At 62.3% G+C, this 25,891-nt stretch carries 18 protein-coding genes and 2 pseudogenes; 11 read left to right on the plus strand and 9 right to left on the minus strand.

Features of this window, described 5'->3' with window-relative positions:
• The first annotated feature begins 21 nt into the window (after nucleotides 1-21).
• From ACQY1K_RS22395 to fhuB, 5 genes are all read left to right on the plus strand, one after another.
• Nucleotides 22-1,935 carry a TonB-dependent siderophore receptor gene (locus ACQY1K_RS22395; protein WP_430259588.1) on the plus strand — a complete coding sequence of 638 codons (1,914 nt, stop codon included), beginning with the start codon at nucleotides 22-24 and terminating at the stop codon, nucleotides 1,933-1,935.
• 154 nt (nucleotides 1,936-2,089) lie between these two features.
• Entirely contained in the window at nucleotides 2,090-2,956 is an 867-nt protein-coding gene (locus tag ACQY1K_RS22400; RefSeq protein ID WP_430259590.1) for an alpha/beta hydrolase, read from the plus strand.
• 17 nt (nucleotides 2,957-2,973) lie between these two features.
• Nucleotides 2,974-3,786: an ABC transporter ATP-binding protein gene (locus ACQY1K_RS22405; protein ID WP_430259592.1), complete on the plus strand. Its 813-nt coding sequence runs from the start codon at nucleotides 2,974-2,976 to the stop codon at nucleotides 3,784-3,786.
• Nucleotides 3,787-3,799: 13 nt separating this feature from the next.
• Nucleotides 3,800-4,690, plus strand: a complete 891-nt coding sequence (locus tag ACQY1K_RS22410) for an iron-siderophore ABC transporter substrate-binding protein (RefSeq protein ID WP_430259594.1) — start codon at nucleotides 3,800-3,802, stop codon at nucleotides 4,688-4,690.
• Complete coding sequence (gene fhuB, locus ACQY1K_RS22415; RefSeq protein WP_430259596.1) at nucleotides 4,687-6,657, plus strand: Fe(3+)-hydroxamate ABC transporter permease FhuB; 1,971 nt, start codon at nucleotides 4,687-4,689, stop codon at nucleotides 6,655-6,657. The genes ACQY1K_RS22410 and fhuB overlap by 4 nt, the downstream gene beginning before the upstream one ends.
• Nucleotides 6,658-6,789: 132 nt before the next feature.
• Here fhuB and ACQY1K_RS22420 read toward each other — a convergent pair.
• Nucleotides 6,790-9,125, minus strand: a pseudogene (locus ACQY1K_RS22420) (hypothetical protein).
• A gap of 141 nt (nucleotides 9,126-9,266) precedes the next feature.
• Between ACQY1K_RS22420 and ACQY1K_RS22425 the strand changes: the two are divergent.
• The 3 genes and pseudogenes from ACQY1K_RS22425 (at nucleotide 9,267) to ACQY1K_RS22435 (ending at nucleotide 11,827) form a co-directional block, all read left to right on the plus strand.
• Nucleotides 9,267-10,192, plus strand: a pseudogene (locus tag ACQY1K_RS22425) (HNH endonuclease).
• A gap of 148 nt (nucleotides 10,193-10,340) precedes the next feature.
• Nucleotides 10,341-10,568 (plus strand): helix-turn-helix domain-containing protein, encoded by a 228-nt coding sequence (locus tag ACQY1K_RS22430; RefSeq protein WP_430259598.1) that lies wholly within the window; start codon nucleotides 10,341-10,343, stop codon nucleotides 10,566-10,568.
• Nucleotides 10,565-11,827, plus strand: a complete 1,263-nt coding sequence (locus ACQY1K_RS22435) for a type II toxin-antitoxin system HipA family toxin (protein WP_430259600.1) — start codon at nucleotides 10,565-10,567, stop codon at nucleotides 11,825-11,827. Before ACQY1K_RS22430 ends, ACQY1K_RS22435 begins: the two co-directional genes overlap by 4 nt.
• A gap of 267 nt (nucleotides 11,828-12,094) precedes the next feature.
• Here ACQY1K_RS22435 and ACQY1K_RS22440 read toward each other — a convergent pair whose 3' ends face one another.
• The 3 genes from ACQY1K_RS22440 to ACQY1K_RS22450 are packed head-to-tail and all read right to left on the minus strand — an operon-like array spanning nucleotide 12,095 to nucleotide 16,760.
• On the minus strand, nucleotides 12,095-13,726 hold the full coding sequence (locus tag ACQY1K_RS22440; RefSeq protein ID WP_430259602.1) for a hydantoinase B/oxoprolinase family protein: 1,632 nt from the start codon (nucleotides 13,724-13,726) through the stop codon (nucleotides 12,095-12,097).
• Complete coding sequence (locus ACQY1K_RS22445; RefSeq protein WP_430259604.1) at nucleotides 13,723-15,753, minus strand: hydantoinase/oxoprolinase family protein; 2,031 nt, start codon at nucleotides 15,751-15,753, stop codon at nucleotides 13,723-13,725. The genes ACQY1K_RS22440 and ACQY1K_RS22445 overlap by 4 nt, the downstream gene beginning before the upstream one ends.
• Before the next feature lie 2 nt (nucleotides 15,754-15,755).
• The gene (locus ACQY1K_RS22450; protein ID WP_430259606.1) at nucleotides 15,756-16,760 is read right to left on the minus strand and encodes a 1-aminocyclopropane-1-carboxylate deaminase/D-cysteine desulfhydrase; all 1,005 of its coding nucleotides are present in this window, start codon (nucleotides 16,758-16,760) and stop codon (nucleotides 15,756-15,758) included.
• 222 nt (nucleotides 16,761-16,982) lie between these two features.
• On the opposite strand from ACQY1K_RS22450, the gene ACQY1K_RS22455 reads away from it, so the two are divergent.
• From ACQY1K_RS22455 to ACQY1K_RS22465, 3 genes are read left to right on the plus strand one after another with little or no spacing between them, the layout of a single operon-like run.
• Nucleotides 16,983-18,824, plus strand: a complete 1,842-nt coding sequence (locus tag ACQY1K_RS22455; RefSeq protein ID WP_430259608.1) for a dipeptide ABC transporter ATP-binding protein — start codon at nucleotides 16,983-16,985, stop codon at nucleotides 18,822-18,824.
• 20 nt (nucleotides 18,825-18,844) lie between these two features.
• The gene (locus ACQY1K_RS22460) at nucleotides 18,845-19,546 is read left to right on the plus strand and encodes an SDR family NAD(P)-dependent oxidoreductase (RefSeq protein WP_430259610.1); all 702 of its coding nucleotides are present in this window, start codon (nucleotides 18,845-18,847) and stop codon (nucleotides 19,544-19,546) included.
• Between the two features lie 2 nt (nucleotides 19,547-19,548).
• Nucleotides 19,549-20,898 (plus strand): NAD(P)/FAD-dependent oxidoreductase, encoded by a 1,350-nt coding sequence (locus tag ACQY1K_RS22465; RefSeq protein WP_430259612.1) that lies wholly within the window; start codon nucleotides 19,549-19,551, stop codon nucleotides 20,896-20,898.
• Between the two features lie 7 nt (nucleotides 20,899-20,905).
• Here ACQY1K_RS22465 and ACQY1K_RS22470 read toward each other — a convergent pair whose 3' ends face one another.
• From ACQY1K_RS22470 to ACQY1K_RS22490, 5 genes are read right to left on the minus strand one after another with little or no spacing between them, the layout of a single operon-like run.
• Nucleotides 20,906-21,739: a sulfurtransferase gene (locus ACQY1K_RS22470; RefSeq protein ID WP_430259614.1), complete on the minus strand. Its 834-nt coding sequence runs from the start codon at nucleotides 21,737-21,739 to the stop codon at nucleotides 20,906-20,908.
• Nucleotides 21,740-21,756: 17 nt separating this feature from the next.
• Complete coding sequence (locus tag ACQY1K_RS22475) at nucleotides 21,757-22,758, minus strand: hypothetical protein (RefSeq protein WP_430259616.1); 1,002 nt, start codon at nucleotides 22,756-22,758, stop codon at nucleotides 21,757-21,759.
• 1 nt (nucleotide 22,759) lies between these two features.
• Nucleotides 22,760-24,127: a M20 family metallopeptidase gene (locus ACQY1K_RS22480; protein ID WP_430259618.1), complete on the minus strand. Its 1,368-nt coding sequence runs from the start codon at nucleotides 24,125-24,127 to the stop codon at nucleotides 22,760-22,762.
• Nucleotides 24,124-25,044: an ABC transporter permease gene (locus ACQY1K_RS22485; RefSeq protein ID WP_430259620.1), complete on the minus strand. Its 921-nt coding sequence runs from the start codon at nucleotides 25,042-25,044 to the stop codon at nucleotides 24,124-24,126. Before ACQY1K_RS22485 ends, ACQY1K_RS22480 begins: the two co-directional genes overlap by 4 nt.
• A gap of 4 nt (nucleotides 25,045-25,048) precedes the next feature.
• Entirely contained in the window at nucleotides 25,049-25,888 is an 840-nt protein-coding gene (locus ACQY1K_RS22490) for an ABC transporter permease (protein ID WP_430259622.1), read from the minus strand.
• Nucleotides 25,889-25,891 lie beyond the last annotated feature (3 nt).

The following is a 25,891-nucleotide window of genomic DNA, read 5'->3' on the forward strand; positions in this document are numbered from 1 at the left end:
CCGACGCGTGCGATCACTGCCTTGAAGACAGATACGCCGCTCGTCGAAACACCCCGCTCGATTTCGGTGGTGACCCGCGAGGAAATCGAACAGCGCGGCGCAACCGATCTGATCCAGGCAACGCGCTACAGTTCCGGCGTAAACACGGGTGGCTTCGGTTTCGACCCGCGGTTTGATCAGGTCACTATCCGTGGCATCGAGACGACCACGAGCGGCGATTTCCGCGACGGCCTGCGCCAGCCGGTGATGACCTACGGCACGTTCACAACCGAAATTTATACGCTCGATCGCGTCGAAGTGCTTAAAGGTCCGGTATCTGTCATGTATGGGGCCGCGAGCGCGGCGGGTATCGTCAACAAGATTTCCAAATTGCCGCTTGAGGAAGCCCATCACGAGGTCGAGGTGCAATACGGGACGGTTGGTCGCAAGCAAGCCGCGTTCGATTTTGGCGGTCCGGTTGGCGAAAGTGGCGATCTGTTTTACCGCGTCGTCGGACTGGCCCGCGAGGGAGAAACCAATAATGAAATCGCGGACGACCGCTACCTGCTACAACCGTCCTTCACCTGGGCGCCAACCGACAGCACGAAGCTGACGGTTTACGGGCTGGCGCAGAAAAGCGAGGGCGCGGCCAGTGCCTGGACTTTCAAAAACGATGGCAGGATCTTCCTCGTCAGCGATCCGAACTACGATTATCAAAAGGTTCGCCAATACCAGCTCGGTTACCAGTTCGAACACGCGTTCGAAAACGGTCTGACCTTCCGGCAGAACGCACGTGTCAGCGACCTCGACCTCGATGCTCGTTATGTCGACCGTACGACAATGTTCAGCGCGCCAGCCGCGCCGTGGGGAACCGCTGCGGTGACTGACGAAGTGCGCGCCTACCAGATCGACAACCAGCTGCAGGCCAAGTTCGATACCGGTGCAGTGTCCCATACCGTTCTTGCCGGACTGGATTACACAGGCGTCACTTCAGACTTTGCCGATGGATATGGATCCACGCTTCCGGGGGAGATAATCAACGCACCGTCTCCGGCGCTGACGGGCTTTACCGGCAACGACCTTCGCCAGACGGGGATCTACGCGCAGGAGCAGGCCGAAATCGGAAACTGGCGCTTCGTGGGAGGTCTGCGTTACGACTGGCTGCATCAGGAGACCACGGACAAAGTGGCAGGTACCGGTGCCGAGAAAAATGACGGTGCTCTGTCGGGCCAGGTCGGGCTGCTTTATCTCTTCGACAATGGTCTTGCCCCTTACGTGAGCTACGGAACTTCCTTCGTGCCATCGACCGAGCGCTCCGCCGGGGGTGGCGTGCTTGATCCGACGGAAGGCCGCCAGATCGAAGCCGGTATCAAATACCAGCCGGACGGCGGCAATTTCTCGCTCAGCAGCGCTGTCTATCACTTGGTTGAAACCGGCAAGCCCCAGTATGCCGGCGTCTCCGGTCCGCTCTATATCTACGAGAATTCGGGCGAGAATACCTATACCGGGTTCGAGGTCGAGGGCCGGAAGGAGTTCGACAACGGTATCAGCGTGATTGCCGCCTACACCTATACCCACGGGGAAATCACCGACAATCTCGATGGTTCGCTCGTCGGCAACACGCCGACAACAACTCCGCAGCATACGGCCTCGCTTTGGGTGAACTATGCCGTGCCGGAAGATTCCGTCATCGGCGGCCTCAGCATCGGCGGGGGCGTTCGTGCAGTGAGCACATCCTACACCGACGACTCCAACACGGCGAAGAACGCGGGCGTCGGCTATCTGGATGCTTCCCTTTCCTATGACTTCGGTGCCAAGTCGCCGGAGCTGAAGGGGCTCTCGCTTATGGTCAGCGCAACGAACCTTGCCAACCGCGAGGAGCAGGTGTGCAATGGCGGCTATTGCTACTTCGGTCAGGGACGAACGGTGGTCGGTTCGTTGAAGTACAAGTGGTGATCGGCGTCATATACCACCGACCAAACCGCTCGGGGTCTCCTCGTTGCTCTGAGGAGAGACGGGCAGCCTGCGCGGGTCCGTCCGTGGACTATCCCGCAGAGCCGGGACAATGCGTTCCCCGGCCTGCAAGCGCCATACAATTTGCGAGATTAGCATGACTGAACAGGCCTATTGCCTGCCCGGCACCACCTATTTCGACCTGGCGCCAGAGACCGGCGGCGAGCCCTATCGCATCTTCCTGTTCAGGCCGGCTGTCGAGGCGCCCGTCGGGGGATGGCCACTTCTGGTCATGACGGACGGCAACGCAAACTTTCCCTTCGCTTTCGCAAGCCTGGTGACGCAGGCGCCTTATCCAACGGGCACCGGGGTCGACTGGGGCGTTATCGCGGCGATCGGTTATCCAACCGACGACCCCTATGATGCCATGCGACGGGCGTGGGATCTTGGGCCCCCGCCTGTCAAATCCTATCCGCCCTATGTCGAGGGCGGACCTCCGGTGCGCATCGGCGGATCCGGTGAGTTGCTTGATTTCATCGACAAGCAATTGCTGCCGCGGCTGGCCGAACTGGTTCTGCTCGATCCGGCACGGCGATCGCTCTTCGGGCATTCTTTCGGCGGCCTCTTCACGCTCTACGCCTTGTTCGAAAAGCCGGACCTGTTTGCCAACTGGATTGCTGCGAGCCCGACCATTTACTGGGAAGGCAGCGAGATCCTCAACAACGAGGCGCGTCGCCAAACGGTCGCCGGCAACGACGTGATGCTGCATCTTTCCGCCGGAGAATATGAGGGGGAGGAACTCGCGCCGTTCCAGTATTTGAACGAGGATGCCGCCGTCCGCCTGGATCGGAGGAAAGCCGAAAGGACGGTTGCGCTGGCGCAGGAAATGGCTGATCGGCTGGATGGCACGGCGGACAGCATCCGGACGCAGTTCGAGCTTTTCGCCGGCGAGACCCATATGTCCGTGGTCGGACCCGCGGTCAACCGCGCCATTGGCATCGCCTTCCGGCGTCCGAATCCGTGACAAGAGGAGCAGGCGACATGGTCATGGAAGAACGCGTGCAGGACGCGCCTGATACGCAGAAGGCCTTCGCAGTCGACGGCGTCACTCTTGTGATCGACGGGAATGCCATCCTCTCGGACGTAAGCCTCGATTTTCCGGAGGGAGAGGTGGTGGCTCTTGTCGGCCACAACGGTTCAGGCAAATCCAGTCTCCTCAAAATCCTTGCGCGGCAGCTGACGCCAACTACCGGATCTGTCGCCTATGCCGGCCGCGACGTTTGGCGCTATCACGGTCATGATTTTCCGCGGTCCGTCGCTTACCTGCCGCAGGATCTGGGCACCGGGTCGGATATGACGATCCGCGAACTGGTCGCATGCGGACGGTACCCGTGGCACGGCGCGCTCGGTCGCTTTTCTGCCGTCGACCGCGAGAAGGTGGAGGGAGCGATCGCTGCCACGCATATCGACGCATTTGCCGATCGCATGGTGGGAACGCTTTCCGGCGGAGAACGGCAGCGGGCGTGGATCGCCATGCTGATCGCTCAGGATGCACGCTGCCTGCTACTCGACGAGCCGACCGCGGCACTCGATATCGCGCATCAGATCGAGGTGTTGTCGCTGGTACGACGTCTCGCGCAGCAGAACGGTCGCAGCGTCGTCATCGTTCTGCACGACATCAACATGGCCGCACGCTTTTGCGACCGCATCCATGCGCTGAAAGGTGGACGGCTGGTCGCAAGCGGAACCCCCGCCCAAATCTTGGTACCCGAAACGCTTCGTGCCATTTACGGGATTGAAATGAAGGTGATTTCCGCTCCCCACCTGCCGCATCCGCTTGCCTATGCCTGCTGAAGTTCGCAACGGAATGCAGATTTCAAGGCGCTCACTTCTGAATGGCGCAGCGGCGGCGGCCGCAGCGGTCTCCATGCCGGCACCGCTGCTGGCGGATGCCAGCGGCCAGAGGATCGTAAGCCTCGACTATGGGCTGGCGTCGACGTTGTTGTCTCTCGGGGTGCAGCCAGTCGGCATTTCCGATCTCGCCGACTGGAACAAATGGGTCGTCGAGCCCGAAATGCCGAGCTCGGTCGTGGATATCGGCAGCTCCCACGAGGTCGATCTCGAGCTCCTCATCCAACTGAAGCCGGACATCATCCTGACGACGCCCTATCTCGACCAACTTCTGCCGAGGCTCCAGCCGATCGCGAAAATCCTTCGGCTGGAGATCTTCACGCCCGACGGCGGTCCCATCTTGCCGGCGGCGATTTCGGCGACGCGCAAACTGGCCTCCGGGCTTGGCCGCGAAAAGGAGGCGGAGCAATTCTTGACGCGGTCGGATGCATTCTTCGAGACCTGCCGCGCACGTTTGGCGGGGAGAACCCTTCCACCGGTTGCACTGGCGTCGTTCATGGATGCCCGGCACGCCCGCATCTACTCCGCTCCCGGCCTGTTCCACAACGCGCTGGAGCGCATCGGGATACGCAACGCCTGGACCCGTCAATCGAACTACTGGGGCTTCGAGACGATCGGCATCGAGGAGCTTTCGACCATTACAGACAGGGACGCTCGCCTGATCACCTTTGAGCCTGTGCCGCCCGATGTGTTGCCAAAACTCGCGGAAAGCCCGCTGTGGCAGACGCTGCCGTTTTCCCGGCCCGGACACGTGTCAGTCGTTCCGCCGGCGCTGATGTTCGGCATGGTCAACGAGGCTATGCGGTTTGCCGGTCTGGTGACCGACGTACTGGACCATGAACCATGACCGCCCTCCGTCGCGATAATCTCGGGCCTGGCCTCGTCGTTTTCCTGCTGATTTGCGGCGGATGCGTTGCATCCTGGTTTCTCGTTCAGCCGGCGCTCTCGGGAACGGTAGCGCCGGGCTACGACATCGAGCGGATGGTGCTCTACTATTCTACCTTGCCGCGGCTGGCCACGGCACTGCTTGCGGGCGCGGCGCTGGCTTTGTCGGGCGCACTTTTCCAGCAGGTGCTGCGAAACCCGCTGGCCGACCCGACGACGCTTGGCGTCTCGGCGGGCGCCAATCTTGCGCTGGTCGTGGCCTCGCTTTTCATGCCGGTACTGCTGGGCGCCGGCCGCGATCTCGTTGCCCTGGTGGGAAGTGCGGCGGCTGCCGCCATCGTCATCGGGTTGGGCGCTCGACGAGGTTTTTCGCCGTATTCCCTGGTGCTTTCGGGCCTCGTGCTCAGCCTTTGGTGCGGCGGACTGTCGGCCATCCTGATTTATTTGAACCAGCGCTACCTCGCGAGCCTGTTCATCTGGGGCGCAGGATCGCTGGCGCAACAGAGCTGGGTCATTCCGGTCTCGCTCATCTGGAAAATTGTGCCCGTCGCAATCGTCTGCGTCCTGGTCATCCGACCGCTGTCGCTGCTCGATCTGGGGGAAAGCAGTTCGTCCTCACTTGGGGTCAAACTCGTGCGCCTTCGTATCGTCGCCGTTGCCTGCGCGGTGTCGCTTGCGGCCTTTGTCACCAGCGCCGTGGGCGTCATCGGCTTTATCGGGCTGGTCGCGCCGACGCTGGCGCGGCTTTCGGGCGCGCGCCGGCCGGTACAGTTGATACTGTGGTCTCCGCTCATCGGGGCGTCACTTCTCTTCCTCGCCGACTCCGTGCTGCAACTCGTGGCGGGCAGTCTCGGAGACTTTCTTCCGACCGGCGCAGTCACCGCAATCTTCGGGTCGCCGCTGCTCCTGGCGCTGCTACCGTGGCTGAAGGTGCGTCACCGGGTCCCGCACGCGGTGACGGTGCGCGAGCGGCAGCGCCGATGGGGCGTAGGCAAACCAGCAACGGTCGCCCTTGCTAGCCTCGTGGTTATTGTTGCGCTTGGCCTTTTTGTCGGGCGCGGACCTGGCGGCATGTGGTCTGTGCTTTCCGGCGAGTTTTTCAACGACATCCTCGCTATCCGAGCACCCAAGGTGTTTGCAGCGCTCGCATCCGGCGCGATGCTGGGTGTTGCGGGAACCATCCTGCAGAGGTTGACCGGCAACGAAATGGCAAGCCCAGAGGTTCTGGGGATTAGCGCCGGTGCCACCTTTGGCGTCGCCATCGCATTATTCGCCGTTGCGCCTGGCTTTGTCGGGCAGTTCGTTTTTGCAGCCGTCGGCGCGATCACGGTACTCGCTGTCATTCTGCTGGGTTCAAGGCGGTCGAACTTCGCGCCGGAGCGGGTCCTGCTGGCAGGCATAGCGCTCAGTGCAATGGTGGATGCTGTCGTCGGCGTGCTGAGCTCCACCGGCGATCCGAGAGCGGTGCTGCTGATGCGTTGGATAAGCGGCTCCACCTATATGGTGGACGGCCAGACAGCCACCATGGAACTGGCAATCGGAGCTGTGCTGATTGCAATTGCTCTGTCAGCACGGCGTTGGCTCGATATCCTGCCGCTTGGGCCGGCCCCGTCATCGGCAGTCGGCGTCCAGCTGGCGCGTTCGAGATTGGCGCTGTTCGGCCTCGCGGGGCTGATGACTGCGGCTGCGACCCTCACAGTTGGTCCGCTCTCCTTCGTCGGCCTGATGGGACCGCACCTGGCGCGGGAGGCCGGGTTGAAGCGCGCTCTGCCGCAGATGATAGGCGCTGCCTTGATTGGCGGGGGACTGATGGTTTTAGCAGATCTGATTGGTCGCACGGCTGTAGCACCCTACCAAATCCCGGCTGGGCTCGTCTCAGCTCTGATAGGCGCTCCGTGCTTGATGATTTTGTTGGGTAAAGGGAGATAGATTTTCTCGTGGCGGGATGCAGGTCGTAGGTTCGAACCCGCTCACGGCGAAGACGACCGGCATCACCCATGCAGATGTGGGGATTGGTTTGCATCTGCATGGGCGATGTGGATCAGCCATCCATCCGAGTGGTTATGCAGCTTCCCAAACCTGATTGAGGATTTTCGCCGCAAGTGCCGCTTTGTCCTGCGGCAGGAAGCGACCGTAGTGTTGCTGAACGACATCCGGTGTGTCCTGGATGGCATAACTCGCCTGCTCGTATGACCCGGTCTGCTTTAGGATATGGGTTGCCAGAATATCCCGAAGATTATGCGGTCCGTGCGGCAGCAGGCCCTTAATAGCGCCGCGGCCGGTATAGGGGTTGTAGATGCCATAGCGTTGGATCACGGTGCGCCAGGCTTCATAGAATTTGGTGGAATCGTATGCCGCGTCCAGGCTGGTTGTCTTCACCGTCTTGACGAACAGGGTGCCGGGATCCTTTGCCGAACCAAGCAGCATACCTCGGTGGCGATCGATATAGGCCTCGAGGTATTCGTAGAGGTCGAGCAAATCCGGCAGGATCAGGCGAAACGGCTTTTGTCCGAAGAATGATGAGCCTGAGTTCTTGAAGGCGATTGATGGGATGAGGACCTCCCATCCGTTTTCCCGATCGCTCCAGCGCAATTCACCACATTTCATGTCCTCCAGCCGCCGCTCTGATGTCGGAAAATGCCCACGCGGGCACAAACGAAGCTGGCGAAGGTTCTTTTGTCGAAGCCCAAGATGAAGACCCAGGCGAAGCAAAAGGAAAGAGCGGACCGCTTCGGCTGCTGCTCGAGGATAGCGATTTTCATCCGGCATACGCTTCAGGATCTCATCTGTGATCTTGCGGTATTCCGACAGTGGGCTGTCTGCTTCGAGGACCACCATGATCGGCTCGAACGGATCGCGGTGCACGCGCATAACACGCTGGATTTCCTTCGAGCGATTGCCAGCATGCCGGTGGAATGCGTCGCAGGCGCCGTGCCAGTCGCGTGCTGCAAATTCTATCTCCTCTGGCGCGATCAGCCCTTCGATTGGCTGAACCTTTTTCAGGAGCTCCGGATGCTGGCGGATCCAGCCCACCTCCGCCCGCGTGAGAGCTTGCGCCACCATCAGCATGTCTTCTTCCCATTTGGTGTAGAAGCCGCGGCGCTGCTCCCGCCATTGGAGGTACCAGTCCCAGACGCCCGGGAAGATCAACAGGCCAAAGGTTAGTTGGCTGAGCGGCACACCGCGCCCTTTGACGACGCCGGCGGGTGAGGCAGCGAGTGCACCGAACATGAGGCCGAGATGCTCGACCTTCTGGGATGCGGTTTCCTCTCCCCAAACTCCATTTCGTTGGAAGTCGATTGCGGTCAGCGTCGATGTCTTGAAGCGGATCAGATCGGCCATCTCCATAGCCAACCGCGGCGGCGCATCGACGACGCCGGACACGAGATCAGGATCTTCAAAGGCCTCGGGATTGTGGCTCGTGCTGTCCGGGTTCATTGTGGTCGTGGAGACAGGGTGCCTCTGCCATAGGTGATCCCCGGAAATCGTATTGCATAACGCTGTTTGGTTGCCGCCGCCTGGTAGCGACGATAGTCAGTTGAGCCCGAGATGATGACCCGGCGCACCCATTCGATGGTTTCTTCCCGCTTGGAGAACGGCAAGCTGCTGAAATTGTCCGGAAGATGCCATGCAACTCGTCGCCGCTCCGCAGCGCTGATGTCGCCCATATCATGGCCGTATATGGAGCGGGACTGGTACGGCAGTTTCGCTTTGAAATAACCCTGTCTCAGTCGGTAGCGCCGCTCGATACGGGACAGGATCTCGAAGCCTGTCAGAGATCGCGGCACGCGCTCGCCCTGAACCCATGACAGCAGGGTCTTGTCATCGAAAGTCTCGCCCACGCGAACGACGGCGCGGTAAAGCTGCCAGTAGCTCTCGCCAAACCGGCGCATTTGATACACGAGCGCATCGTTAAAGCTCGCCGGATCATCGGTCGCCTCAAGCAATGGCTCAGGGAATGGACTGATTGGTTTCGGTTGTGGTCCCCTCGGCACTGACAAAGAGGTAGCCTGGGTCTTGTCGGAGAGGATCTGTCGCGGTCTGGAACGCGTCGCAGTTTCCACCTTGCGCCGAACGGCATTGCGCGTTTTCATCGACTGTATGTCGGCGGCGACAGGTGGCGCTCCAAGCCAGCGGATAATCGCGTCCAAACCTGGACGCAGCTGCTTCTTCAACTCCGCTGTCATTTCGCCTTCAGTCCCGCATGCCTGGCCAATGCCCGTCCAGTCCATACGGCCATTCACGATCGGCGGTGGCCGGCGGTGGATGACAAGACGGATGAGATAGGGCCGAATGCTCTCCAGCACCCGCTTTGAGGCGATTGGCGCAATGCGCACCTCGCAGAAATCCGAGATTTTTTGTTGGAAGTGATGAATTGAAAGATCGTGTTTTGCCATGCTCTTATTCCATTACTCTCCGCACCGGTGCCGAGGGCGGTCGGGAATAGGAGTGGATATTCAACAAATGGTTTTGCTGCCGATGCGAGCATTTGGGGTTAGGCTCAGTCACCAGATTTCAAATGAAGCATCATGAGCCTCATGCTAAAGGTTGCAGATGGGATTCGGGTTTTCATTCACAGGTCAGATTCGATCTACGACGACAGCCCGGCTGAACAGTACCAGTTCCCGGGCCAGTATCTGGGTCGTGTCCAGGCCTGTGTAGGTGACTGGATCGTCTACTACGAGCCTCGGAAAGTCGCAGCGACCCGCGGCTATTTTGCTGTCGCCAAGGTTGAACGGGTTACTCCTGATCCGAAGGCCCCCGGCATGTATGTGGCGCTGATCGAACACGGCAGCTATCTCGACTTCATCAATCCCGTTCCGTTCAGAGGACCAGACGGTGTCATAGAGCGAGGCGTGCTGAATGAAGAGGGCCGCATTTCGGGCAGAGCACAGGCAGCAGTCCGGCCGATATCCGCAGCAGATTTCAATCGCATCGTATTTATCGGCATAGACGAGCATGAGCCTGAACTGCCGCGGCTGGATGAGCCGGGGGTGACGCATGCGGTCGATGGTTTTGCGGATGAAGCTCAAGCGCCGTTCATGTTCGAGCAGGAGCGCGACCGGGTTACGTAACTCTCGTCGCGGATCGTTCGAAATCGGCTGTTTCGCCGCCTCGTTCTTCACGCTTATGACAAACGATGCGCAATCACGGGATTGAAGCTCATCAACGGTGGTGGCCGGGCGGAGGTCGACGCCGCACATATCCGCCCGGTGGAAGCGAGCGGGCCTGACATTCTTTCCAACGGAATTGCTCTTTGGGCACCGCACACCGGATGTTTGACCGCGGTCTGATCGGCCTTTCGGACGATCTTGATATCCTGATATCGCGTCAGGCGAATGATCCTGACAGGATTCAAGGACTCCTCAACAAGACCGGGAAGGCGATCGTGCCTAGCAGGGTTTTCGAGAGGCCACATCCCCAGTTCCTGAGATGGCACCGTGAGAACTGTTTCAAGCAGTAAACATTAGGGTAGTCCTGCGCGATGTGGGTTCATCCCGATCGGTTCTAATTCGGTCGGTTGGCGCCAGTAATCCTAAAATCATCCCGATCGGTTCGTTTGTCTTCCTTTTGCACCATCTGATGATATAATCATCCTGATAGGGGTGATTATGGAAAAGATCAAAGATACGAAAAGCCTCGGCATGCTGATCCGTCAGGAGCGCAAACAGCAAGGGTTAACCCAGGAGCAACTCGCCGGGGTGATTGGTGTGGGGGTACGTTTTCTACGTGAACTCGAGGCCGGCAAAGACAGCTGCCAGATTGGCCGTGCGATGCAAGTCTTGACCGGTCTTGGCCTTCTTGTTTCGGTCGGGCGTCGCCAGGGCCCGCGATCATGACCCGGGTATTGGACGTCTATTTTCGCGACACCAAGGCGGGTGTACTCGGCCGGCTTGACGACGGCCTGCTGACTTTTGCCTATGATGGCGCGTATCTCCTGGACCAACGATCGCGTGCGGTCTCGTTCTCTATGCCCCTGCAAGAGGAACCCTTTGGTGATCAGGTGGTGCGCCCGTTCTTCTCGGGGCTCTTGCCGGACGAAGGCGCGCGGCAACGCCTAGCCGGCGCGCTCGGCATTTCGGCAGGCAACGCCTTCGGGCTACTGGAAATTATCGGGGGTGAATGCGCAGGTGCCTTGTCACTCTATCCCGCCGGCACGGCGCCCGAACCTCCCGGCCAGTCCCAAGCCGAAATTCTCACTTCGGAACGTCTGGATGAAATTCTCAGCAGGTTGCGGACCCGGCCTTTGCTTGGTGGAGACGAGGGCATTCGCTTATCGCTCGCCGGCGCGCAGGATAAACTGGCGGTCATTGTCGATGGAGATTTCATTGCCTTGGCGAGAGATGGTCGACCAACGACCCATATCTTGAAACCGGTCATCCAGGCGTTGGAAGGCACGGTGGAGAACGAGTATTTTTGTATGCGGCTGGCTGCCCGCCTCAAGCTGCCGGTACCCCATGTCGAGATACGCCTAGACGGGGCGACTGCCTTTCTCCTGGTTGAGCGTTATGATCGGACGAAAGCTGCAAACGGCATCATTGAGCGCCTACACCAGGAAGACTTTTGCCAGGCCCTTAGCGTCCCGCCGGAGCTGAAGTATGAGGCCGAGGGCGGACCGGGGACAGAAAATGCTCTCAGGCTGATCGACCAGGCCTGCGCTAGACCTGTCGCGGATCGGTTACAGTTCATTCGCATGCTGATCTTCCACTATCTCGTCGGCAATGCCGATGCTCACGGCAAGAACTACGCCCTGCTTTATGGCTCAGATGCACCGGATCTGGCACCGATCTACGATGTCGTTTGCACGGCCGTTTATCCCCGCTTGTCAAAGAGGCTCGCCATGAAAATTGGTGGCCGCGATGTGCCCGACACCATCCAGATGAAGCACTGGACGACACTTGTGCCCGAAACCAAATCTTCCCAGCGCATCCTCGTCCGCGATCTTGACCAAATGGCGGAAAGGATTGTGACCGAGGCTGATGTCCTTGTTGCAGAGTTGGCAGACGAGGGGATCAGTCATCCCATCCTGGGCGCAATTCGCAAGGTCATCTCAAGCCGGGCTGGTTCATTGCAGCGGGTCACGGAGCAGGTCTCTTAAATTTTGAGTGGTCACAGATATCCAGCGCTTTGTCCTTCGCCCAACGGGTCGGTGGTTCGAATCCTTTCAAGACCTCGGAGCTTTGTTCAGCCTCCCAAGCAGATCAACACCTTCAGTCGCGCAAAATCATCTTGGCGCCTCGACCGCATACGTTTGTAGCCCAGTTGACAACCCAACAGTCGAACCATGCCGTTGCTTTTCAACCGCAGACCGCTTGAATGGCCCTCCATTTGCAGGCTCATGATGAGCCTGTAGATCTGACCAGCATCAAGGAGCGGGCAGCAGATCCTCGCGCTGGTCCTTGACGCGCGCGTCCGATTGTCTGTCCGACGCATTGCCCCAACCGCCACCGCCAGCTGTCTCGACCGTGACGATCGTCCCCTTCTTCAGCATCGTCGTGCTCTTGCCGGAAAGCTGGCGCTCGCCAGCTGCATCACTGACCGTAAGCCGCGAAAAGCTCGCCGAAGCGCCGCCCCTGGCGCCCCAGGGGTGATGCCTTGTGCGATCGAGGTGGACGGTTACGACAGCGTCGGAATCAAGACGCACCGACCGGGTCAATCCATGACCGCCGCGGAATTCGCCGGCGCCGCCGCTGTTGGCCACCAGTCCGTAGTGCAGCACGGTCAGCGGATATTCGCGCTCGATCAGCTCGACCGGCGAATTGGCGGTGTTGGTCATGTGCGAATGCACGCCATCGGCGCCGTCGCGACCCGGCAGGGCGCCCTGGCCGCCGCCATAGGTCTCGACATAGGAATAGGCGCGGCCGGTCCGGTCGTTCATGCCACCCATGATCATCGCGTTCATGCTGCCGGTCGAGGCAGCGATTTCACGGCCGGGCAGAAGTTGGTTGAAGGCGCCCAGCAGCGCGTCGGTAATCCGCTGGCTGGTGATCGAGGTGCAGAGCGCGACGGCGGCGGGCGCCACGGCATTGACGATGCTGCGATCGGGTACGATCACGTCGATCTGTTCGAACAGGCCGGCATTGGAGGCGATTTCCGGATCGAGCATCGCCTTGATGACATAGAGCACGCAGCTGGTGGTGAGAAAGCGCGGTGCATTGACCGGGCCTTTGACCTGCGGGGCGCTGCTGGTGAAATCGGCGAGCAGCCGACCATCAGCGATGGTGAGGCGAACGCTGACCGGCAGGTCGACGTCTTCGCCATTCTCGCTCCATTCCAGCACGTCGACGAACTGGCTGACGGCGCCTTCCAGTTCGCGAAACCGCTGTTCAAGCCGTTTTGCCGTGGTTGCAATCAGCGTATCGACGGCGCCAGCGAAGCGGCTATGGCCGGTGCGCTCGACTAGGCTGGCGAGGCGCCGGGCGCCGGTGGAGTTGGCAGCGGCCTGGGCCAGAAGGTCGCCGGCAACCATGTCGGGCGTCCGGCTGGCGAGCTTGAACAGGGAAAGCGTTGCCGTTTCCACCTGCCCGTCGCGGACCAGCAGCATCGGCGGAACGCGCAGGCCTTCCTGCATGATTTCGGTGGTGCCCAGCGCCAGGCTGCCGGGCGCCATGCCGCCGAGATCGACCTGATGCGCCATGTTGGCGACATAGCCAAGGCGCTGTCCGGCAAGATCGACCGGGGCAATGACGACGACGTCCGGCAGATGCGAGCCGGTCAGCCAGGGATCGTTGGTGACCACCATGGTATCGGCGGCGATATCGGATCCGAGCTGCGCGATGCAGCGCTCAACAACGCCGGCGATCAGCCCGAGATGCACCGGGATGTGCTCCGCCTGGGCAATCAGCCGTCCCGTCGCATCGAACACGCCGCAGGAAAAATCGCGCCGGTCGCGGATATTGACGGAATGGGCGGTGCGGATCAGGGCGGCGCCCATTTCTTCCGCGACCGCCTGCAACCCGTGGCGAACGACTTCCGCGAGGATGGTGTCCTTGCTCATTTCTGCATCCTGATGATGAGGCTGCCAAAGGCATCCACGGTCAAAGTCTGGTGGCCGACAATCAGCGTCGTGTCCTGCTGCTCGATGATCAGTGGGCCGGTGAGTGCGGTGCCGGGCACCAGGCGGGCGCGGTCATAGACCGGCACCTCCTGCATGCCGCCATCCACCCAGAGCGGCGAACGGGCGATCACGGGATCCTCGCCTTCGACGATCGTCGGCAGCGGCAATTTGTCGGTCGGCGCCGGCGCCGTACCGCTCAGGCGGATCAGCGTGACCTCGACCTCTTCGCCGCGGCGGTCATAGCCGAAACTGCGCTTGTGGGCGGCGTGAAAACCATCGACGGCTTGCGCCAGATCATTGGCACTGTAGGCCACGGGCATCTGGTGGCCCTGGCCGCGATAGCGCATTTCCAGTACCGGGGTGATGGTCACGGACGCCATGTCGATCTGGTCGCGGCCGGCCTGGTTGGCCAGCTTTTCCTGCAGGGCGGCAATTTCGGCATCGATGATCGTGCCGGTGAGCGCGCTGGCGGCCTTGCTGAGCATTGCCGTCTCATCGTGCTTCCAGGGCGCCAGCAGCAAGCCAATGCCGCAGAGCAGACCGGGTGACGGCGGTACGATCACGGTCTCGACGTCGAGCTCGGCGCAGAGGTCAACTGCATGCAGCGGACCGGCGCCACCAAAGGCCATAACGGCAAAATCGCGCGGTTCCAGCCCACGCTCGACGGTGATACGGCGCATGCCGCGTACCATTGCGGCATTGACCACCTGCAGCATGCCGACGGCGGCTTCCTCGACGGAAATGCCGAGATGCTGCGCAACATGCGTCTGGATGGCGGTAGCAGCCTTCTCGCGATCGATGACGATGCCGCCGCCGAGCGCGCGGCCGGGCCGCAGGCGGCCGAGTACGACATTGGCGTCGGTGACGGTCGGGCGATCGCCGCCCTTGCCGTAAGCGGCCGGACCCGGGCGTGCGCCGGCGCTTTCCGGGCCGACTTTCAGCAGTCCGCCGGCATCGATGCTGGCAATGCTGCCGCCGCCGGCGCCGAGCGTGATGATATCGAACATCGGCACCCGCAGCGGAAAGCCTTCGATCTCGCTCTCGTAGCGCGTCAGAATCTGGCCGTCCTGGATCAGACCGACGTCAAAGCTGGTGCCGCCCATGTCGATGGTGACGATATTGGCGTAGCCGGCGGCCTCGCCGAATCGACGGGCGCCGGTCATGCCAGCGGCTGGGCCGGACAGGCAGGTGTGCACGGCCTTGGTGCCGCTGGCGGTCTCGATCGGTATGACGCCGCCGCCCGACTGCATGATCGCCGGCTCGACGGTGACGCCGTCGGCAATCAGGGTCATGGCGATGCGGCCGAGATAGTCCTTGAGCGGCGGCATCAGATAGGCGTTCATCACCGTGGTCGAGGCGCGCTCGAATTCGCCAGGCTCGGCCAGCACGTCGGACGAGATCGAGATTTTCAGGCCGGGCGCGATGTCTGCAACGATCTCGGCAACGCGACGCTCATGCGCGGCATTGGCATACGAATGCAGGAAGGTGATGGCGACCGTTTCCACCTCTTGCGCCACCATGCGCACGATCGTGGCGCGCAGGGCGGTCTCGTCGAGCGGTGTTGTCACGGTGCCATCGGTACCGACCCGTTCGGTAACTTCAAACACCAGATGCCGCGGCACCAGTGGTTCGGGTTTGCGCGCATGCTGATCGTAGAGATGGGCGCGCGTCTGGCGGCCGATCATCAGGATGTCGCGAAAACCTTCTGTGACGAGCAGGGCGGTGCGGGCGCCCTTGCGCTCGAGGATCGCATTGGTCGCAACCGTGGTGCCATGGGCAAAACCGTCGAGATCGCGGGCCTGCAGTCCGGCCATTTCAAGGGCCGTGCGGGTGGCCGCGATCACGGCGGTGGCCTGATGGCCGGTGGTGGTCGGTGTCTTGACGAAGAAGGTCTTTCCACTCGCCTCGTCGAACAGGCAGAGATCGGTAAAGGTGCCGCCGACGTCGCATCCAATGCGATAGGCCATGATCAGGCGTCCTTGTCCTGGGTCAGCAGTTCGGCGTGCGGAAACAGCGCCGGCGAGCCGCCGCAATGGACGAACAGCACGTCACTGCCCGGCTCGATCGTGCCGCGCTTGGCGCAATCGAGGATGCCAGCAAAGGCCTTGCCGGTATAGACCGGGTCGAGCAGCATGCCTTCGGTCTGCGCCGCGATCTTGATCGCGGCATTGCCGTCTTCGCTGGGGATCGAATAGCCGGGACCGATGTAGTCGGTCTCGATGCGCACGTCCGCAGCGGTCCATGTCCGGTCGAGGTCGAGCAGTTCGGCGGCGGCCGTGGCCATCACTGCAATCCGCTCGGAGAAGGGGATGGCGCTGCCGGTCACGGCAATGCCGAACACGGTGGTGTCCGGCCAGTAGATCGAGCAGCCAACCAGCAGGCCGGCCAGAGTGCCGCCGGTTCCGACCGGGGCAATCACATATTTCGGCGCCGGCTGGCCGGCGGTCTTGTACTGTTCCGACAGTTCCTTGACGGCATTGACATAGCCCATCGCGCCGAGCGCGCTCGCGCCGCCGAGCGGGATGATATAGGCCTTCTCGCCGCGCGCAGTTGCCTCGTCGGCATATCGCTGCATGCGCGGGTTGATCTCGGTGAAATAGGCCTCGGGATCGAGGAAGTCGATCTCGGCGCCGAGCAGGTGGTCGAGCAGAAGATTGCCCTGATAGACGGCGGGGCGATTGCCGCGCAGCACCAGGACCGGCTTCATGCCGAATTTTCGCGCGGCCGCGGCGGTCATGCGGGCATGGTTGGACTGGTGGCCGCCGGTGGTGATCAGCACTTTGGCGCCTTGGGCAACGGCGTCGGCCATCAGGAACTCGAGCTTGCGCACCTTGTTGCCGCCGCCGCCAAAGCCGGTGAAATCGTCGCGCTTGACCGAGAGGTTGATGCCCATCTCCACGCTCAGGCGCGCCATCTTCTCGATCGGGGTCGGCAGGTAGCCAAGGGAAAGCCTGGAAATGTCTTCGAGGTTCATGCTGGAATTCCTGACTGGCACGCATTCGGCGCGGCTTTGAAAGACAGCAAATGCGACGTTTTGCCCGTTCGCAATTGCATTGCAGCTAAAGAATATATCATATATCCTGATCGGCAAGCGGTTTTTGCGGCAGGTTTTTCAGGTGCACAAAAATCGCCCAGGCTCTAAGGTGCGGGGCCGCGATCGTCGATTTTCATCGTTCCAGCCATGAGGCGTACCCACATGACCCATCCCGTGACGACCGTCTCGTCGCTGAAAACCTCCTTCCGCCGCAAGGGTCTCTGGCATCCGGTGGTGCGCGACGTCTCGTTCGACATCATGCCGCGCGAGACGGTGGCGCTGGTCGGCGAATCCGGTTCGGGCAAGAGCGTCACGGCGTTGTCGATCATGCGGCTGCACGCGGCGCAGAACACCCGGATCGAAGGCAGCGTCATGCTTGGTGATCAGGATCTGCTAAAGCTGCCAGAATCGGAAATGCGAAAAATTCGCGGCAACGATATTGCCATGATCTTCCAGGAGCCGATGACCAGCCTCAATCCGTCGCTGACCATTGGCGACCAGATATCCGAAGTGCTGATGTGCCACCGGCCGATCTCGTTTCGCGATGCCAAGGCGGAAACCATGCATCTCTTGGAAAAAGTCCGCATCCCGGCTGCCACGGCCCGTTTCAACGAATATCCGCACCAGCTGTCCGGCGGCATGCGCCAGCGCATCATGATCGCCATTGCGCTCGCCTGCAGGCCAAAACTGCTGATCGCTGACGAACCGACGACGGCACTCGACGTCACCATCCAGGCGCAGATCCTCGAACTGATCAAGTTGCTGCAGGAGGAAGAGGACATGGCCGTTCTCTTCATCACCCACGACATGGGCGTGGTCGCGGAAATCGCCGACCGTACCATCGTGATGTACAAGGGCGAGGCGATCGAGCGCGGCCGTACCGAGCAGATCTTTGCCGCTCCGGAAAAACCCTATACCCGCGCCCTGCTGTCGGCGGTGCCCAGATTGGGTTCGATGGCCGACCATCTCGGCCCGGCGCGCTTTCCGCTGATCGATCTCGACACCGGCCTGCCGGTGCGCGCCGTCGATGTCGCCGACACGGTCTCGGCTGATCCGAAGCCGCTGCTGGAAGTGCGCAACCTGACGACCCGCTTCGACGTCTCGTCGGGCTTTTTCGGTGCCGTGTCCGGCCGCGTGCACGCGGTCGAAAACGTCTCCTTCGATCTGCGCGCCGGCGAGACGCTGTCGCTTGTCGGAGAATCCGGTTGCGGCAAGTCGACCACCGGGCGCACCATCATGCGGCTGACCGAGTCCGTCTCCGGCTCGGTGCAACTGGCGGGCCAAGACATTTTAGGCCTCAAGGGCGAAGAGCTGCGCGGGTTGCGCCAAAGCATCCAGATGGTGTTTCAGGATCCGTTTGCCAGCCTCGATCCGCGCATGCGGGTGGGGGCGGCGATTGCCGAGCCGCTGCTGGTGCATGGCCTGTCGAACCGCCAGCAGGCGGGCGAAAAGGTTTCCGACCTGCTGCGCCGCGTCGGTCTCGATCCGGACATGGCCGAGCGCTTTCCGCACGAATTTTCCGGCGGCCAGCGGCAGCGCATCTGCATCGCCCGGGCGCTGTCGATGGCGCCAAAAGTGATCGTGGCCGACGAGGCGGTGTCGGCACTCGACGTCTCGATCAAGGCGCAGGTGATTAACCTGATGCTCGATCTGCAAGAGAGCCTCGGGCTCGCCTATCTGTTCATCAGCCACGACATGGCGGTGGTCGAGCGCATCAGCCACAGGGTGGCGGTGATGTATCTCGGCGAGATCGTCGAGATCGGCCCGCGCGAGGCAATCTTCGGCAATCCACAGCATCCCTATACCAAGCGGCTGCTGGCGGCCGTTCCGGTTCCCGATCCGGCACGCCGCGGCATCCGCCGGGCGCTGGACAATGACGAGGTCAAAAGTCCGATCCGGCCGGCGCAGTATACGCCGCCGCTGCGCGAATATCTGGAAGTGTCGCCTGGCCACAGCGTCCAGGTCTGGGGTCCGGAATGGGCCGAGATCCGCCGGGTCGCCTGAAATTCAACGAGGATCGAAACATGGTAGAAGACCGTCGCGTTGCGATGATCAGTGGCGCCTCTCGCGGCATCGGCGCGGCGATTGCCGCACGTCTGACTGAGAATGGCTGGGCTGTCAGCCTTGGGGTGCGCGATCCGGCCTCGGTAAGGCTGCCGGCGGTCGATAATGTGCTGGTTTGTAGGTTCGATGCGCTCGATGCGGCAAGCGAGCGCGCCTGGGTCGAGCAGACCATTGGCCGGTTCGGCCGGCTGGACGGTCTGGTCCACAATGCCGGTATCATGCTGAAAAAGACGGTACTCGAAGCCCGCGACGAAGATTTCGACCTGATCTTTGCGGTCAACGTCAAGTCGCCGATGCGTCTCAGCCAGCTCGCCTGGTCACATCTGGAGCAGGCCCCGGCGGGCCGCATCGTCACCATGGCATCGCTGTCGGGCAAGCGGGTGAAATCGGCCGGTTCCGGTCTCTACGCCATGTCGAAATTTGCCGCCGTCGCCCTGTCGCATGGACTGCGCCAATGCGGCGGCGCTTCCGGTGTGCGGGCAACGGCGATCTGCCCGAGTTTCGTGGCCACCGACATGGCCGGCGCGCTGACCGACACCGATAGCGCGGCGCTGACCCAGCCGGACGATATTGCCAGGATCGTGCAGATGGTGCTGGAACTGCCAAAAACCGCCAGCATAGCCGAAATCCCCGTGCATTTCACCGTTGAGGATTGCTACTGACCATGAGCGCCACCCTTGCTTCCTCCGGCCCCGCGGTCCAGCCGGTCGCCACCACGGAAACCCTGCCGGAAGCCGTCGACATCGCCATCATCGGCGGCGGCATCGTGGGCGTCAGCACGGCGCTCTGGCTGGCGCGCCGCGGCGTTTCCGTCGCCCTGTTCGAAAAGGGCCGGATCGCCGCCGAACAGTCGAGCCGCAACTGGGGCTGGGTGCGGGTCGCCGGCCGCGATCTGCGCGAACTGCCGCTGATGCAGCGCTCTACCACCCTGTGGCAGGAGATGACCCGGACTGTGGAGGCCGAAACCGGCTATCGCCGCGCCGGCATCGTCTATGCGCAAAAAACAGAACAGGCGCGCGGGCGGCATAGCCGCTGGGCCGAGCATGCCCGCGCGCTCGGCATCCAGGCAACGCTGTTGTCCGCCGACGAGGTGGCGGCGCGCACGCCCGGCTTGACACGCAGTTGCTTTGGCGCGCTCTACACGCCGGACGACGGTCGGGCCGAGCCGCAGATGGCGGTGCCGGCGATGGCCGATGCGGCGATCCGGGCCGGCGCCCATCTGCTGCAGCATTGTGCCGCGCGCAGCATCGATATGTCCGCCGGGCGGGTATCCGGGGTGGTCACTGAGAAAGGGCGTGTGCAGGCAAGCACGGTCATCGTTGCCGGTGGCTCGTGGTCGCGGCTGCTGTTGTCCGGCGTCGGCACGACACTGCCGCAGCTGAAAGTGCTGTCCACCGCCTATCGCACCGGGCCGCTCGATGCCGGCATCGACTCGGCCATGAGCTTTTCTGAATTTGCGCTGCGCAAACGGCTGGATGGCGGCTATACCATCGCCAGTTCCGCCATCAGCGCCGCCGAGATCGTACCGGACAGCATCCGCTTCTTCCGCCAGTTTCTGCCCGCCTACCTGATGGAGCGCAAGGGCATGAGGTTGCGGCTCGGACGTGCCTTCATCGATGAAGCGCTCAACTGGCATCCCGGCAGCCCCGACAAGCGCTCGATCTATGAAGCGGTGCGGATTCTTGATCCGAAACCGGATCTGCAAACCGTTGCCAAGGTGCAGGCCAGCATCGCTGCTGCCCTGCCGTCCTTCGCCGGGGTGCCGATCGTCCAGAGCTGGGCCGGGATGATCGACACCACGCCCGATGCGATCCCGGTGATTTCCAGGCTTGATGCCGTGCCGGGCCTGATCATCGGCACCGGCTTTGCCGGCCACGGTTTTGGCATCGGTCCCGGCGCCGGCGAATTGCTGGCGGATATGGCGACGGGCACCACATCGGCCGTCGATCCGTCGGCCTTCCGCTTTTCGCGGTTCACCGAAGGTAGCAAGCTCGACTTGCAGGCCTGGCTCTAGGCCCGGTTCAAGCCGATTTGCAGGGTCCGATATGCAGCGGCAAGGCGCTGTTGCCGGCCCATTCGTGCCAGGAGCCTACAAAGATCCGGGTATCGGTGAAACCGGCGAGACGCAGGCCATAGAGTGCGGTCGCGGCGCGGGCGCCGCGGTGGCAGTAGCTGATGATGGTATGCTCCGGCGACAGGCTGGCCTCCAGCGCGCGCGCCCGAATCTCGGCAGCCGGACGATAGTGGCCGTCGACCAGCATGTCCTCGAAATACATCAATTTGGCATCCGGGATGCGGCCCGGACGGGCGCAGCAGGGGTGCAGGAAAGTGCCTTCGAATTCGGTCCGCCGGCGGGTGTCGAAAATATCGGTGGTCGAAGGATTGTGGGCGAGAACTTCAGTGGTCGAGGCGACAATCTCGCGGTGAAATTCGGTCTGATGCAACGGCGTTTTTGACTGGGTAATCGCCGCTGGCACGCCTTCGCCCGGGGCCACCGCGCCGCCGGCCGCAAGCCAGGCCTGGTAGCCGCCATCGAGGATCAGGCCGCCCTGCAGCCCGACAAGCTCGTGAAACCACAGACCCCGCGGCGAGATCATCCCCGTTTGGTTCTCGAAAAACACCGTAATCTTGGCTTTGTCGATCGACAGCGCCTTGAAGGCGGCCAGCGCTCCGGCCGCCATGCCGGCGATACCGGCCTCGTCGCTTTCCGGAATGAAATAATCATAGACATTCAGGCTGACGGCGCCGGGCAGGGTGGAGGTGCGCCAGTCGGCTTCGGGGCGGACATCCACCAGCACGAGCCCGTCTCCGCCGAGACGGGCGAGCAGTTCGGAGGCGAGAATCAGAATGGGCATCGAAAAACCTCTATCCGTTAGAGCAGCGGCAGAACCGTGCCGATATTGTTGCGCTCGGCCTGTTGCAGCACCCGCCGGGCCAGTGCGATGTCGAACAGGTTGAGGCCGAAACTGGAGAAATACAGCGAACTGCCGATCGGCGGGCGCCAGCCATCGACCACCAGCGCGGCCAGATCGGCGGCGACCTGCTCCGGCCGGAACCGGCCGGCCCGATACATCTTGAACAGGCTTTTGGCACTCTTTTCGGCAAAATCACCCCAGAGATCGGCGGTGACGATGTCGCAGGCGGCAATGGTATCGAAGCTGGCTTCGTGGAAGCCGGCCTGGATGATCAGGCGGTCCGGGCGCACCGCGGAGGGCAGCAAAATGGGTGCCGGCGCTGACGTGCAGCAGAGGATCACGTCCGTCTCGTCGATTGCTGCGTCCAGCGTTTGGTGGCGCATCAGTTCAGGTCGTCGATCACCACTCGACATCTCACCGGGCAGAGCTTGAACGAGGGCGTCAAGACGCGCCGCCGTCCGGTTCCAGAGATGGATCACTTCGAGCGTCGGAAACCGCGCCATCAGCATGGCCAGATGGCTTTCCGCCTGTCGTCCGGCTCCGAGAAGTGTTGCCCGGCGCGGTGGTTGCGGCAGCAGGCACTCGATCGCCAGTGCCGACACGGCTGCCGTTCGTATGGTGGTGAGCAAACCGCTCTCGACCAGACCCAGCGGCCGGCCGTCGCTGAGGCGATTGATGAAGGTGGTGCTGGTGATGCTGGGCAGGTCGCCGACCGGATCGGCGCGATGCACCGTCCATTTCAGCCCGGCGGCATCGAAGCGCCCCCCGAGAGAAGCCGGCAGGTCATAGGCCTTTTCGCGCGGATCTGCGCCCATCGGCATGACGCTTTCGGCCACCATCGAGGCTTGCCCGCTACGATAGAGACCGATCGCGTCGCGGACGTCTGCAACCGCCAGGTCCCAGTCTCCGGCACCGGCGGCCAATGCGTCCGTGCGGGACAGATAGCGCATCGAGATCATGTCAGCCGCCCCCGTCAAACGGATCGGATGAACCCATGGCCGTGAGCCACACAGCAAGCGAGACCAGAAAGCGCTCGAAACTCTCCAGCGTCAGAAACTCGTCAATACCATGCGCGTTGCCACCGCGGCCGGCACCGGCAAGCAGAAAGCTTTCGGCGTGGCGGGCAAAGGCATAGGCCGGCGCGGCGCCGATCGCCCAGGGCCAGATTTGCGGCTTTCGGGACGTCGCGGAATAGGCATCGAGCAGCGCGTCGACCCCGGCGGCACCGCGTGCGAATCGGTGACCGGGATAGCTGTCGGCAACGCTGATCGTCACGCCGTCGATCGCCTTGACGTCGAGCTTCGAGCGAAACCCGTCGATATAGTCCGCGGGCACGAGCGACGGCGGGCAGCGCAGGTCGAAGCCGGCGGATGCGGCAGGCGGAATGATGGCGTCGGATTTTTGCGGTTCGGTCGTCAAGCTCGACAGGTTCAGCGAGGCGGCCGACAGCACGTGGCTCAGCAATCCGCCGGCATCCGCTTCCAGCGAAAAGCGGTCGGTGTTGCGAAAGAGCAGTTCGGCCGCGGCATCGAAATGCTCGGCAAGCGTGGCAATGATTTCTTGCGCCTCGGCGTCCAGATCGATCTGCCCAAGCCGGCCGTTCGGAGCTTGGCCGAAGTGGGAGAGCGCTTCGACCAGGCGGCTGGCCGGGTTGGCGATCCAGGGGGCGTTGCTCGAATGGATCGGCGATTTGGGGCCGCCCCACGCGCCCGCATCGACGCGGATCTCGCCCTTGGCGATACCGGAAAAGCCGAGATAGATACGCGGCGGGCCGCCGCCATACTCGCAGAAAGACGGAAAGATCGCAGCCCTGCTCGGGCGCACCGGGCAGTCGGGATCGAGGAGATAGTCGCGCAGTGCACCGCTCCCACTTTCTTCCTCGCCTTCGATCAGGATCTCGACATTGACCAGCAGCCGGCCACTGTCCACCAGTTCCTTGAGCACGCAGAGCATGCCGGCCAGCGGCCCCTTGTTGTTTTCCGCACCGCGGGCGACAAAGCTTGGTCCGATGCCGTCGAGATCGACAATGCCGCCTTCGAAGGGATCGACCGACCAACCATCGGCCGTCGCTGGCATCACATCGTACATGTTGTAGAGGATGACAGTTTCCCTGGAGCCCATGTTCAGGCGCGCGTGGATGACCGGCGGCCGTCCCTTGGACGATTGGGCGGAAACGATGTCGGCACCCAGTTCCGCGATCAGCCAGTCGACGATCGCCTGCTCCTGCTCGGCCATCGCGGCATCATTGCCGCGGACCGACGGGATGCGGCACCAGGCCTGCGTCAGATCCAGCGCCTTTTGCGCGAGGGCAGAGACTGCGCCGGTCACAGCCGGATCCGCGGGTTGAGCCAGACATAGGCGAGATCGACCAGGAAATTGACGACCACGAATACGGCGGCGGCAAACAGCACCACCGCCTGCACCACCGGGAAATCGCGGTTCTGGATCGATTCCACCGCCAGCCGGCCGATACCCGGCCAGGCAAAGATGATCTCGGTCACCAGCGCGCCGCCGAGCAGCGAGGCGAAATACATGCCCTGGACCGTGATCACCGGGATCAGCGCGTTGCGCAGCGCATGGTGCACCACCACCCGCCAGTGCGACAGACCTTTTGCGCGCGCCGTGCGGATATAGTTTTCGCCCAGCACCTCGATCAGGCTGGCGCGCACCAGCCGGGTGATAGCGCTGAGGTAATAGGCGCCGAGCGCGATCGAGGGCAACACCAGCTGTTTCCAGCTGCCGATGCCGCTGCTCGGCAGCCAGCGCAGTTTCAGCGAGAAGGCGATGATCAGCAGCAGCGCCAGCCAGAACACCGGAATTGCCTGGCCGAGCAGCGAAATGACGCGGATGGCGAAATCGATGGCGCTGTTCTTGCGCACGGCCGCGATCGTGCCGAGCAGGAAGCCGAGCAGCGAGCTCCAGACCAATGCGACGCAGGCGAGCAGGGCGGTGGCCGGCAGGCGTTCCATCACCAGATCAAGGGCCGGGCGCTGAAACCGCAGCGAGGTGCCGAGCTCGCCCTGCAATACGCCACCGACGAAGCGGCCATACTGGACCCAGACCGGGTCGTTGAACCCCATCGCCTGCCGGAAAGCCTCGATTTCGGCGCGCGAGGCGTCGGGCGACATCATCAGGGCTGCCGGATCGCCAGTCAGGAATAGCGCAAAGAACACGATCATCGAGACGCCGGCCATGACGACCAGACCCTGAAGCGCGCGACCGCCGATATAGGTCAGAACTTTCATGGGCTTAAGAATTCCTGCTGTCAGCGCGCCGGACCAGCCAGTCGCCCAGCAGATTGCAACCGATGACGAAAGCGCCGATTACCAGGCCAGGATAGAGCACCAGCCAGTTGGCGAGAAGGATATAGGAGCGGCCTTCGCCGATCAGGTTGCCGAGCGTCGGCGTCGGCGGCTGTACGCCCAGTCCGAGAAAACCGACCGAGGCTTCCAGAATGATCAACCGCGGCAAATCGAGCGTCAGCAGTACCGTCTGCGGCCCAAGAATGTTGGGCAGCACATGGCGAAAAATAATGCCGGCCTGCGACAGGCCGATGGCGCGCGAGGCGTCGATATATTCCAGTTCGCGCACTTCCAGGGTGCGGGCACGGGCGACGCGGGCAAAAATCGCCCAGCCGGTGACCCCAAGCACGATCACCAGATTGGCCATGCTCGGGCCGATCACGGCGACGATCAGCAGGATCAGGAGAATGAAGGGGATGGCAAGCTGGATATCGACGGCGCGCATGATGATCACGTCGACCCAGCCGCCGAAATAGCCGGCGATCATCCCGAGCGTGGTGCCAAGGACCACCGAAATCACCGAGGCCGACAGCACGATGCAGAGCGATATCAACGTTCCCAAACCCAGCCGGGCGAGGAGATCGCGCCCGAGCTGGTCTGTGCCGAGGGGATAGAACTGGTCCCCGACGGTGGTCAATGGCGGTCGGAATGTGGCGGTCAGCAGACCGCGCGTGGCATTCACCGGCCAGGCCAGCGGCACCACGATACACAGGGCGACGATGGCGATCAGCAGGGTGATCGCCAGCACGGCGTCGGCATTGTCTTTCACATTCCAGAACCGGGTCATTGC

It is taken from the genome of Neorhizobium sp. IRS_2294 (assembly GCF_050500145.1).
Lineage (GTDB): Bacteria > Pseudomonadota > Alphaproteobacteria > Rhizobiales > Rhizobiaceae > Neorhizobium > Neorhizobium soli.